Raw genomic sequence first — 12,808 nt, 5'->3', positions numbered from 1 at the left:
TATTAATGCATTTATCACAGTTGGTTCAGTAATTTGCGAATCCCTGTTTCCAACCCATCCACGCTCAGAAAAAACATAGGAAAAACTTTCTTGAGTTCGTATATCGTGGGAGCATCCCAATAACGTTCCGGTTCCGGGTTCATCCAAATGCTGTCGTGAAAATGATCTTTGATTTTCTTAAAGCTATCCAACCCTGATTTCGGCTCATCGGGAAGACGATGATCGGATCTAAATCTCGAATGATAGAAACCGTACGCCGGATCCGTCAATTCGTAAGGAGCCATATATGCGTCCCCTACGAGGATTACTTTCGTATCTTCCTTATGCTTCTTGAAGACCGACTTTAACGGAATCGGATGCCTCAAATCTCCTTTTGGATAGACGCAATCGTATACCGAATTGTGAAAATAATAGTATCCGAATTCCTTAAAATGATTCACCTGATGGCTTGCCGAAAAGAGTTTACTTACCCTATCCGCATACGGAGTCATGCTGCCGCCCGTGTCCATCAATAATAATACCTTGATTCCGTTTTTTCTAGTCCGTTCAAAAACCAATTCGGTGTCGCCCGCATTTCGGCATGTTGCGTCGACAGTCTTCACGAGATCAAATTCCGGAATGCCTTCCTTTCTCAGATTTCTGAGTCTTTTTAAGGCTACTTTGATTTGGCGCACATCCAACTGCTCGTCAGTACGATAATCCTTGTAGCGTCTTTCCATCGCCTGAAAGATCGCCGACTTACCGCCACCTTCCCCGCCGATTCGGATTCCACCGGGATTGACGCCGCCATGACCGAACGGGGAAGAACCGCCGGTACCGATCCATTTATTGCCGCCATGGTGCTCGCCTTTTTGATTTTTCAAGCGATCCAAGAACTCTTCCCAAAGTTTTTCGGGAGGAATTAAACTAGGCGGAAGTTTATTCGGATTATTGAATATTTGCGAAAGCCAGTCCAGAATCTCCTGTCGCAGAGATTCTCTTAATACTCCTCGTTCTCCGAACATTTCCGAAAATATCCGATCGAAAGAATCATAGTGTTTGACGTCTTTGATTAAGCAAAGTCTCGAGACCCGATAAAATTCTTCCAAAGTCAAATAAGGTTTGCTAGCGGTCAATCCCTCCGTCGCATTTAGAAAATCGAGTAATTCGATCGTGGAGAGCGGAAGACCTGCGGCTTTGAGTCTGTAAAAAAATGGAAAAAACAAAACGATACCTTTATCGGAATAAACGCAAATCTTCCTCGTTCTTCACCAGCGCGCCGAGAAACGGAATATTTCCTTCCTCGGGAAGTTTAGCTCCCATATGGACCAGTATTTGGATCCAATCCAAAAGTTCGCTCGTTCCGGGCTTTTTCTTCATATCATCCATCCTTCGGATGACATAGAATGCCTCCAAGGCCCTCCTAATAAGTTCGGTATTTATTTTAGGAAAATGGGATTTAACGATCTCACTCATAAAGGCTGGATCCGGAAAATCGATATAATGAAAAATGCATCTCCTTAAAAAGGCTGCCGGTAGTTCCTTTTCGTTATTGGAAGTGATAATTGTTAAAGGGCGAACTTCGGCTTTGACTAGACGGCCGGTCTCTTGAACGACGAATTCCATCCGATCCAATTCGAGAAGAAGATCGTTCGGAAATTCGATATCCGCCTTATCGATTTCGTCTATAAGAACTACGGCAGGTTCCGCGGATTCAAAAGCTTCGCCCAACGCCCCTAGCCGAATATAATTTTCTATATTCCGTACTTTATCCTTGTCCTCGGTAAACCTGGAGTCGTTCAAACGCGAAACAGCATCGTAGAAATATAGACCTTCTTTAGCTTGCGATGTGGATTTGACGTGCCAGGTATAAAGTCTACGTTTCAATTTGCTGGACAGATACTCGGCAAGCAGAGACTTTCCGGTTCCGGGTTCACCCTTTAATAGAAGGGGACGAGAGGTAATTTCCGAGACTCGAACGGCTTCCTCCAATTCAGGGGACAACAAGTAGGTTTCGGAACGGTTTCTTTCCATCGTCATGCAATATTCCTATACCTAAATTGGACTTCAATCTCCGTTCTAAAAGGATTTTTTCCGCTCTCTTGAATACCTCTTTACCTGACTTGAAATGCCACCGTATCCGAGATCCGAGATCCGTTGATTCGGACGGAAAGAATAAAACTTCCCCGCTTCGGTTTCCAATCATAGATATTCGAAGAGGAGGATTCTAATACCGATCCGTTTAAAATCCATTCCACTCGCTTCGAATTAGTTCTCGCTTCAAACCGAATCCTTTCATTCTCTTCGGGGATTTCCGGATCCAGTGCAAAGAGGCTTCCGGTTTCCGGGTAAAGAATTTTCGGCATTTCCGCATTCCCTAATCCCACCGAAAGTTTCCGATTCGGGTTACTGGATCGAACCGTATGAACCTCTTGGTTAGAAGAAGGCCGCCTCTCTTCCAGCGATTGTATGACCTCCTTCCAAAGAGGCGCCGCTCCCGTAACGCCGCTAACCTCGTGCATCGGCTCCCCGTCCATATTCCCGACCCAAACACCCACCGTATAATTGCCGCTCGAACCGACGCACCAATTATCCCGCATATCTTGAGAGGTCCCCGTCTTAGCAAAGGAGAAAAATTTGGTGGATAAATGGTTTTCCCAACCGAAACTTAGAGATCTGTTGTCGCGGGATGAGAGTATATCCCGGATCGTTTGTGCTACCTCTTTCGAATAAACTTTTCTAAATCGAGTATTACGCTCGCTATCCCAAGCCTCGGCGTTGCTGAAAGCTTCCTGCGGGTCGAAAGTCGGCTCGCTCCAGTAGCCTTCGTTCGATAAAGTTCTGTATGCATTCACTAATTCCCATAACGTGATATCCGCGGTGCCGAGAGCCAAAGACAACCCGTAGAAATCAGGATTGCGAAGTTTATCAAAACCTAATTCTCCTAAACGAGAAACGAATTCCGGAACCCCCGTCCAATCCAATACTTGCACTGCCGGAATATTTAACGAAGAAGCCAAGGCAATTTTAGCCGGAACCGATCCGAAATATCTATCCTCATAATTGGTAGGACGATACGACCCGCCGATCAATTCCCATTCTCGAGGCAAGTCCGTCAAAATCGATTCCGGCGTGAGTAAATTTTTTTCAAAAGCGAGAGCGTATAAAAAAGGCTTTAAAGTCGAACCTGCCTGTCGTCTGGCTTGAATCGCGTCCACAAAATAATTATCTTTCGAAAGTTTGGAATTGCCCAAATAGACCAGGATCGCTCCGGTCCGATTCTCGATCGCCAATATACTCGCCTCCTTCACATTGCGTTCTTGAATCGCGGAAAGAACCCGATTCATCGACTCTTCCGCCGCCGCCTGGCTTCGTGCATCCAATGTGGATCGAACGGTTCCCGATTTATAGCCGTTTATTTCTCGATGAACTAATATGCGTCTCGCCGCGTGATATGCCAAGGAAGATTCGGTATTCCAAAATACTTTACGTTTTTTTAAATTAGCAACCGTTTCTTTTAACGGTTCGCATAAGTTCTTGGAACCTATGGCTTCCGAAAGCCTACACCCGCGCCGACCCCATTCGAAAGATCGAATATTCGGATTTGGAAGAAGCGCGACGAGTAACACCGCCTCTTCCGAAGAAAGGGAGGACGGGTCGACCCCGAAAACCCCGCGCGAAGCGGCTCGAATTCCTACAAATTCACCTTTAAACGGAACCATGTTAAAATAGGATTCTGCGATCTCGGCTTTTGACCATCGCTCCTCTATCTTCCAGGCTAAAATCATTTGATTCCATTTTTCCGTGTACGATCTTTGGCCGGGCTTCGAGCCCAAAAGAAATCCCGCCAATTGCATCGTAATCGTACTCGCGCCCCTCTTCTTTCCTCCAAACATTCGATCCCGAACGGCTCCCAGGATCGCCTTATAATCGACTCCTCGATGGAACGGAAAGCGTTTATCTTCTTGAGCCAGGATCGATAAAATAAAAGATTCGGGAACTTCGGAGGTGGCCGTCCAAGCCAAACGACGAACGGTATGGTCCAATCTTAATCGATGCAAATGCTCTCCGTTCCGATCCAAGAGAGTGCCTTCGGACGGTTCGTATACGCTTTGCAGTTCTCGAAAACTAGGAACCTTCCCGGCTTGGACTTCGCTTATAAATTCTTTCGGCAATCCCTGTCCCAGGCAGGGAACTCCGAGGAATATCAGAAAAAAGTAACGGAAGCGAATCATCCGCAAATACCCTAAGGATTATCGACCGGCATCGTAATGTTAGGATTGGCGGCGAATATCTCCGGTTGATACATAGCTTCCGCTCGGGTCGGTGGCAAAGTAAAGACCCCGGGAGAATTGATTCGATAAACATATTCGTAAGTCGCTTCGCCAGGATAAAACAACTCGTAATAAGCCGTAATGCCTTCGAACTTTCGTTCTACAAAGGAGGGACCGTCCCACCAATTCGTAGCCGTGTTTGAAGTCAGCATTGCCGAATCTCTAGACAAACCGGAACCTAGAATGGTTGCGCCGGCCGGAATCGGGTCCCGCAAGGCCAGCCAAGAGATGGAGAATTCCGAACGAAGTTTCAAACGAACGCGAACGATATCCCCTTCTTTAAAGCTGGATTTCGGCTTACCGGACTCGTCCAGGATCTCCTTCTGAATTCTCAATCCGCTGCTTAACGGAGAGGAAAGAGGGATTGCAGAGGAGGTTTTTACGTACGCATACGGAGAACCGCTTCCTTCGTGGCTGAGTTTTAAATTCGATTTTCCTTTCGGAAGAGAAAATTCCACCCGACCGTCCTGGCTCTTCCAATCGAAAGCGGCCTCTCCGGAGGCAAAGGAGGCCTTTGCAGTCCCTTTGACTTGGGATGATTCGAAGGAACTACGATATTTTTTTAAGGCAAGTATTGCGAAAGCGTTAGCGGTAGTGATATCAAAATGTCCTAATTTAATTTGATTTAATGTTCCTCGCAAAAGTTTCGGAACATCTTCCTTCCAAGTATCATCCTTTAAAATCGAATTTAATAGACGAATTTGGGCCGCATCACGGGAAGATAACAACCACCAGAGTTGCGATTCGTCCGACGCTAATTCGTAGGAACTTCCCTGGATACGAAGTCGAGAGCGTAAGACCTCGTCGATCTTATTTCGTTTCGCCGAATCCCAATTCGCGTTTCGATATAAATTTCGGAGCGATACGAGAGTCTCCGTCGGAAGCCTGTTCGGATCCGTTTCTATGGAACGAATTCGCGAAGCCTCCACTGCACCGAATCGGGAAACCGCTTCCATAGCACCGATCTTTCGTAACAACGTATCGCTCGTCGCTAACGGTGAGGATCGAAACAAAGTTCCGTCTATAAAACGATTGAGCGCTCCGATCATAGCCTGCCTGGACGATTCCGGAATCTCCCATCCGGATTCCGAAGACAGTAATAACGTATATACGGTTAACGGGACGCTGCCTCTTCCGTAGGAATTCGGGAAAAATTGAAGCAAACCCTCGGGGTCCAAATACTTAGGTAGACTCCGAACGATTTCCTTCCAATTTGTTTCATCGCCCAAAGAGACAGCTTTGGATAGCTTTTGCTCCAAACAGGAGTATGGATACTTTTCCATATAGGATTCTATACCGGCTATAGGCCCGGCAACAAGGCTGGAATTGAAAGTTACTTCCAAGGTTCCACGATTTGGCTCTGCGTTTGTCGGCTCTTCCACCGGAACTTGAATGGAAGGAGTTAATTGATAAAAATTAGCTTGAAGAACCTGCAAAGGAATCGCAGTACCAACTGTTTGCTTAAATCGTAATGTGTCGGTAAAAGAAATCGAAGATGCTTCGGTTGAAAAATCGTATACGATTTCCTTTACTCCTTTCGGGACTTCGGTTTCCCAAAATACGGTTTCCGACGCGCTCGGAGCCAGAACTACCGACTTAGATGCGAGATTCAAATCCGGATTCGACTTCACGCGCAATTGAACTTGGATGGATTTTGCCGTGGTGTTTTTCAAAGAAATCCCGGGGCGAATTCTATCGCCTTCCCGAACGAACGGGGACGCGCTCGCATACGATAATATTTCTTGCCTGGTCCGAATATTCGCGGAAGCCGTGCCGAATCGATTCGTTCCTGAGTTGGCTACGGCCACGATTCTAAAAGAGGTTAAGGAATCATTCAGAGGAATCTCGACTTCTATTTCTCCTCTGGAGTTCGGAATCGCATCCGCTTTCCAATAAAGAAGAGTATCGAAAAGTTCCCGGGTCGTGGATTTACCGCCGCCTCCGCCGGCAGGAAGGCTCTTCAAACCGAAATGTCTTCTTCCGATGATGAATGTCTGAGCTGTGGACGTAGTTACGTCGATTCCTCGAGGCGACATCATCGTATTTAAAAGATTCCAAGACAGATTCGGCTTTAGCTCCAACAAACTCTCGTCGACGGCAGCCAACGTTATTTTCGAGTTTTTCCAATACTCTCGATTTGCCTCCGATAGAAGAATTTTAACCTTCGCTTTTTCCCTCGGATGATACTCCTCTTTTTCGGGTAAAACTTTCAGATCCAGTTCATACGGTCGCCAGCCGACTTGAATTTCCGTCATACCGAGTCGATATGCAGGCTTGGCAAGATCGATAAGAGCTGTCGGTTTCGGGGCTTCGACTCTACCCCGGACGGCTAGAACGGAAACAAAAACATTCGGGCCGTAGTTGGATTCGATCGGAATTTCGACGCTCGGATCAGTGCCGCTCAAGGTTTGGACGAAAGAACGCAACACTCCCTCTCTCTCGACCGTGATTAATGCGGTTGCGGTTTTAAAAGGCATCCGAACCTGAAAGCGTGCAATCTCTCCTGGTTCGTATTTTTTCCTTTCCGGAAAAAGATCCATTCTGTCGTTATCGGAAGAACCGAACCAAAGCTCTTTCTCTCCTAAAACCCAGATGGAAGTATGAGCATAGGATTCTTCCCCATCGATCTTCGCTTCTAGATACAATTCTCCGGTTTGATTGATCGCTCCCTGACAGTCTAAAATTCCCTTCTCATTCGTCGTTCCCGAGCATACTTGGCCGATATCCTTTCTCTCCAGGCGATGATTATAGGAATAAAAGCCCCCGACTAAGCGCCTTCTATGAGAAATATATTTTGCGGAAATTCCCTTAACGGTGATATTTTTTCCCGGGACCGGATTCCCCTGCGGATCCAAAACGAAAACTTTGGAACGAATCTTATTTCGGACCGCTACCCAATCCTCATTTCGAATCGCAACTAGATTTTTGGAAGGCAATAATCGGAAGTTTCTCGCTACCGTTTGGATCTCGCCGTTCGGATCCTTCCATTCCATCTCTAGATCCAGAGAGTGTACTCTGTCCAACTTCCGAGGGATCGTAATTTTTTCCGAAAGAAACCCGTTAGCATCCGTTTTAGAGGAAACTAATTGATATTCCTGTTTTTTCTTCGATCCGGAATCGGAATCCTCTTCGTAGGCTTCGTATTGAAATTGGGAAGACTCGGATTTTCCGTTTCCGAATTCCACATTCGGATATAAAGGGAATTGGATTCCCCCCGAAGGCTTTATGGAAGAACGGAGGGAGACGGGTAACAAACCGGCTTTTCCTCCGGAAAGATAAGAGATCTGCCCGGTAACGGAGACATCCTTCGGGGCGATAAGCTGAGAAGAGTCCGCTTGCAATTCTCCTTTTAAAAGAGGAAGTCGAAATTGCGCCGAAGTAAACGAACCGGAAAAAACTTTTCGCCCTCCGGGGAGCAAAAAATAAATGGAATATTCGCCTAAAACGGATTCCTTTGGGATGGTAAACTGAGTCTCCGCCGAAAAAGACTCGGACCAATTCACAGGTAAAGGATAGTCTTGCCCCGTTGCATTATGCGTTATTTGAACCGCATTAGGAATTTCGGATCGATTCGGGTATCTAAAACCCTCGCTCGTTGTTAAACGAAGAATATGGTTCATGCGGACCGTTTCGCCTTCCCGAAACAGGGAACGATCTAGTACGGTCGCATATCTATAATTACCGTCGTAATAGTTTTGCCTTAACTGAAATCTCCAAGGCTCGATTCCGTCGTCCCAGGTCGTATGAAGGAACGTGAAATCCTCGCCCCTCTTGGCGACTAGGAAATATCCATCGCTATATCTATTTACGTCCCGACAATTGCGGCTTTCGCGGGAAATATCTTTGGTTAGAATCGAGCCATCCTTTCCTGTGACTCCCTTCCAAATCAGATTGGCCCCGCAATCGTATACGAATACATCCGCTCCGTCGATAGGCGCTCCCTTGTCGAGAGACGTTAGCCAAACGAGAGAATTTTCTCTCCCCCATTTAAAATGCAAAGAGAGATTCGTGACTAACGCGGCCGTCCTCACGAACATCGGTTTTTGATCGGGATCCAAAGCCCGTCCTAAGACCGCGCTTTCGATTTCTACGATATGCAATCCGTTTCTCTTCAACGGAATTCCGACGACTTCGAAACGTTTTTCGCCTCCCGCAGAAGGGATTCCGAATCCTTTTGAGGAAGAGCCGCCTTTAGCATTTTTAAAAATAGATTCGTCTTTCCGAAAATACGGAATCCTTCGAAGCCAATACAAAATTTCCTGTACCTGATCCGATCCGACAACGATCGATTTGGCTGGAAGAGTTTTTCCGTCTCCTTTCTTTTCTTCCGAATTCTTTCCACCGAACGCATTCCCCAAAAATTCCTTTCCTTGGTTCTTAAGCGTGGCCCATTGCTCCAGAATGAGTTCCCCGCCGCCGTTCGGCTCCAAAGGATTCAAATGCTTTGCCTGAACGGGAGCTTCGATATTCCGGATCGTAACCGGCAGGAGTGCTTCCGGAAATCTTTCGATAATTCCGAATTCACCCGCAAATTTTGCGAGAGGAGGATACTCATCTGTGCGAAACGTTAACGGAAATGAAGATGCGTTTTCTAACGATCGCCCTGCATCGTCGGTAATTCCCTTCGGCAATACGAGCTGAAATTCAGTGTTTGCAGGCAGAGGATAGGAAAAAGCGACCGAGTAAATTTCGGAACCGTTATCGGAATCGTCTTTTTTTACGGGAATTGACTTACCGTCCGAAGTTTTCAGGTATATCTGGTTCTTCCATGCGGAACGAATCGGGGATGAAAAAGTCGCATAGACGGGCGATATCGGAACACATCCGGCCTTTGCATTCACTCTTTCACAGGTGAAGCCCGCCGTAAAAGACGGTCTTACTCGATAACTTGTTTCCCAATTAGAGGAAGTTGCAACCCCGCTAGTCGAACGGAGCCCGCGTTCGACGACGATTCTTACCGATTTCCCGGAAGGAAAAACCTGCTTAGCACCGATTACAAGAGTGGAATTCGTTGCTCCGTACGTTCCGCTAGCGTTTAGAATCGCCTCCCGATCTTTTCCTTGTATGATTCGAATCGGGATCCTGTTCCCGAGACCTTCCACTGCAAAGTAAATTCTCTCCGTTACATCGCTCGGTTTAGGTTCCGCATCCAACTGTAAAACAAAGGCTTGGTCTTCCGCAATCGTCGAGCCCTGATAAGGGCGAAGATCCGAAACCCCGGGACCTCCCGTGCTAAATGTAAACGATTTACCCTCGTCCAAAACATTGCCTGCGATGGATTTCAAGGAACTGGTGGTAAATTTACAAACCAATCCACCAGGCAGAGGCTGATCGAATTCGTAAACCCAATCCGTTTCCGTAACCCACCGTTCTTCACCCTTTATCGGGCAATCGATTTTAAAGGGGGAAACGGCTCGTTTTGGATCCCCCAGAGGGACCATCGGTTCTCGAAAAAGAGCCTGGACCTGCCCGACTTTTTTGATTTCTCCTTGAGGGGAAAAGGAAAATTGGACCTTGGCGGATTGGGCGATTCCGAATCCGCTGGAAATAAAAAATAGAAAAAACGGAAACCGTAAAAATATGACTCTTATAGAGAACGGAGAGAATTTCACTAGATCGTCCCTCGATGGATGTGACGTCTTTCATCCACAATCGTTCGAACTTAGGCAACTAGTTTATTTTCTACTTGCTGGCCCGACGGGAAGGAGGAAGAAATCCTTCCCGGGGAAATCGGTCCTCGCGAAGGTCTGTTAAACGGAAGTTTTTATCCTAGTTTACCCGGCGATATTGATTTCGCTTACCAAAATGTCCGGGACTTTGATAGAAGAGTAGCTATCAGAATATTCATTCGAAATCCCTTCGATTTTACGGAGCAAATCGAAAAAATTCGTATTCATAGTGATTCGATCCACCGGAAATTGCGGCAACCCGTTCTTATAATAGAATCCTTGTACTCCTATCGAGATTTCTCCGGAAACCGCGCTACATCCGGCGCCGCCTTCCAGCTTGGTAACCAAAATACAATGCGGTACCGAAGAAAGTAATTCCTGACGAGTACTTGTACCGAATGGAATCATAAAATTGGAGAAGGAAGTCCCTGCCCTTCCCGAATAAGAACGAACTCCATGCCCGGTCGGTTTCACTCCTTCCTTCTTCGCGGACTCCAAATTATATAAATAGGAGGAAAGGATTCCGTTTTCGACCACTGATCTAGGAGCGGTAAGAATTCCTTCGGCGTCGATTACTCTAGAACCGGGAAAATCGGGGAGATGCGGCTCACAACGAATCGTAAGAATGGGAGAAGCAATTTCCTGCCCTAATTTATCTATCAATCTAGATTGGCCTTTTTGAACCGCGTCCGCGAAAAAAGGAGAAGAGAACATGCCGAAGATTTGAGAACTGATTCGATTGCTCAAAACGATAGGATACATTCCGCTTTTGAGAGGTTCCGCACCTAATAATTCGGTAGCACGAACTGCAGCCTCTTTTGCGATATCGTTTGCCGAGAATTTCGAAAGGTCCCGACCCGATCGATAGAAACTACCCATTTTCTTACTCTCTTTCTCGGCGGCTACGACCCCGGTTCCGGCGTAGATTACGTTGGATTCCTTTTTTACGAAAACACCTTTAGAGTTTGCTACCAAACTTTCCGTTCTACTTTTTCCGACTCCGACATGAGGTACGTTTTCTATTCTCGCATCGCAGGCCCAGGAAGCTTCATCCAAAGTCTGACCGAATTTCCTCATCCAGGAAAAGTCCAACTCTTCCAGGCTTGTCTCGAAATGCCTTAGATTAATATCCGGTATCGATTGCGGATCGGGTAAATCCAAATCCAGGCGATCGGTAATTTCAGTCTGGTCCAAGGCATCCCGAACCATTCTAGCCAAGGCTTCCTCACTGAATCGTTCGCTGTACGAATATCCCGGTCGGGAATTTTGGAGAATTCGAATCCCAACACCTCTCGAGCGAGACGTCTCGGTATTGGCGATTCTTCCTTTAAATACTTCGATACCGGTATCTTCCGAATCGGTAGCGATAAGATCGAATTGATCTAAGCGAAGACGTTTTCCTTCCTCCAGAACGAACTGGGCAGCCTCTTCTAAATTCATTAACGTCCACCTACAAGAATTTCATCCACTTTCAAAGACGGTTGCCCGACCGTTACCGGAATCGATCCGGAAGATGCACCGCAGGTACCGGCAGCCAATTCCAGATCGTTTCCCACCATCGAAATCTTCGGTAAAATCTCATGTCCTTTACCGATCAAAGTGGCTCCTCTAACCGGCTCGGCCACCTTTCCGTTGCGAATTACGTAACCTTCTTCCACTGCAAAGTTAAACTCTCCTGTGGCGGGATTGACCGAACCTCCGCCCATCCTTTTGGCATAAAGTCCGTATTCGACCGAGGAAAGCATTTCGTCAAAGGAATCCTTTCCGGGAGCGATAAAGGTATTTCTCATCCTTGAAACGGGAGCATATTGGTAGGATTCTCGCCTTCCGCTTCCGGTCCGAGGAGATCCGGTTTCCATGGACCCGATTCGATCCGAAAGATAAGCCTTTAGGATACCGTTTTCGATCAAAAGAGTCTTTTGCGTCGGCATTCCTTCGTCGTCCACTTTCAGGGAACCATAATAATTTTCTAATGTTCCGTCGTCGTAAGCCGTCAAGCAGGACTGCCCGATCGCTTCTCCCAACTTTCCTACGAACGGCGAAGAATTCTTGCGAATCGATTCCGTCTCAAGAGGGTGCCCGCAGGCTTCGTGGAATATGACGCCGCCAAAACCGTTCCCCATGAGAACGGGCAGTTTCTTTCCTTCTATATACCCTGCATCCAGCATAAACAAAGCTCTTTCTGCCGCATTTTGCGCCAGATCCTTGACGGGTAACCCGTCGAAAAATTCGAATCCTCGAATTGCGCCGGGCGATTCGGTTGCGACAAAACGTTCTCCTTCTTTTTCCGCCGTTACCGATAAGGAAAAACGGCTTCGCACTCTAAGATCTTCCACCCATAATCCTTCCGAATTCGCTATTAAAACGTTTGTCACGATATCCGATGCGCTGGCCCCTACTTGCACAACCTTGGAGGAGACCTGCCTAGCGGCCGAATCGGCGGATTGCAATAATTCCAATTTTCGAGAAGGAGAAACCTGCCTCGGATCCAAAAAGGCCGCAGGAAATTGCGGTTTTACCGGAGAGGGAGAGAATATAAACCTACCTCCGAGAAGACTCGCTTCGCCGCGGGAATCCGCGAGTAAATTAATTAAAGAAATAAGATGCGATATCTCGTCATTACTCGTATAAGCGTAAAGAACGTCCGTTCCATAGATTAAACGTATTCCAATTCCGTAATCCGTTGCGGCTAGAGACTGTTCGATTTTTTTATCCCGAAGAGCCACCGACGAGTTTCGGGATTCCTCCTCGTAAATTTCCACAAAATCGGCCTTTCTATTCTTTCCGGCTTCGATAAGTGCTTCTGCTTTTTTAAGATCCATGTTT

6 protein-coding genes are annotated in these 12,808 nt (G+C 46.8%); all 6 read right to left on the bottom strand.

Translation table 11 applies throughout. The features are described 5' to 3' along the window. Positions 1 to 14: 14 nt before the first annotated feature. The gene (locus LEP1GSC047_RS09080) at positions 15 to 1,205 is read right to left on the bottom strand and encodes a hypothetical protein (RefSeq protein WP_010419675.1); all 1,191 of its coding nucleotides are present in this window, start codon (positions 1,203 to 1,205) and stop codon (positions 15 to 17) included. A 10-nt stretch (positions 1,206 to 1,215) separates the two neighbouring features. Next, complete coding sequence (locus LEP1GSC047_RS09075; RefSeq protein ID WP_010419677.1) at positions 1,216 to 2,019, bottom strand: AAA family ATPase; 804 nt, start codon at positions 2,017 to 2,019, stop codon at positions 1,216 to 1,218. 74 nt (positions 2,020 to 2,093) lie between these two features. After that, positions 2,094 to 4,214 carry a penicillin-binding protein 1C gene (pbpC, locus tag LEP1GSC047_RS09070; RefSeq protein ID WP_010419679.1) on the bottom strand — a complete coding sequence of 707 codons (2,121 nt, stop codon included), beginning with the start codon at positions 4,212 to 4,214 and terminating at the stop codon, positions 2,094 to 2,096. A gap of 11 nt (positions 4,215 to 4,225) precedes the next feature. After that, on the bottom strand, positions 4,226 to 9,925 hold the full coding sequence (locus LEP1GSC047_RS09065) for an Ig-like domain-containing alpha-2-macroglobulin family protein (RefSeq protein WP_010419681.1): 5,700 nt from the start codon (positions 9,923 to 9,925) through the stop codon (positions 4,226 to 4,228). A gap of 162 nt (positions 9,926 to 10,087) precedes the next feature. Beyond that, the gene (locus tag LEP1GSC047_RS09060; protein WP_010419683.1) at positions 10,088 to 11,422 is read right to left on the bottom strand and encodes a TldD/PmbA family protein; all 1,335 of its coding nucleotides are present in this window, start codon (positions 11,420 to 11,422) and stop codon (positions 10,088 to 10,090) included. Further along, on the bottom strand, positions 11,422 to 12,804 hold the full coding sequence (locus LEP1GSC047_RS09055; RefSeq protein ID WP_010419684.1) for a TldD/PmbA family protein: 1,383 nt from the start codon (positions 12,802 to 12,804) through the stop codon (positions 11,422 to 11,424). The genes LEP1GSC047_RS09060 and LEP1GSC047_RS09055 overlap by 1 nt, the downstream gene beginning before the upstream one ends. Positions 12,805 to 12,808 lie beyond the last annotated feature (4 nt).

Source organism: Leptospira inadai serovar Lyme str. 10, from assembly GCF_000243675.2.
GTDB classification, from domain to species: domain Bacteria; phylum Spirochaetota; class Leptospiria; order Leptospirales; family Leptospiraceae; genus Leptospira_B; species Leptospira_B inadai.
The sequence above is the reverse complement of the archived record's forward strand: the minus strand, read 5'-3'. Positions and strand labels throughout refer to the sequence as shown.

Excerpts from the sequence above, each read along its gene's own strand:
- LEP1GSC047_RS09075 (WP_010419677.1), bottom strand. The coding sequence starts at position 2,019 with ATGACGATGGAAAGAAACCGTTCCGAAACCTACTTGTTGTCCCCTGAA.
- LEP1GSC047_RS09055 (WP_010419684.1), bottom strand. The coding sequence starts at position 12,804 with ATGGATCTTAAAAAAGCAGAAGCACTTATCGAAGCCGGAAAGAATAGA.
- pbpC (WP_010419679.1), bottom strand. The coding sequence starts at position 4,214 with ATGATTCGCTTCCGTTACTTTTTTCTGATATTCCTCGGAGTTCCCTGC.
- LEP1GSC047_RS09060 (WP_010419683.1), bottom strand. The coding sequence starts at position 11,422 with ATGAATTTAGAAGAGGCTGCCCAGTTCGTTCTGGAGGAAGGAAAACGT.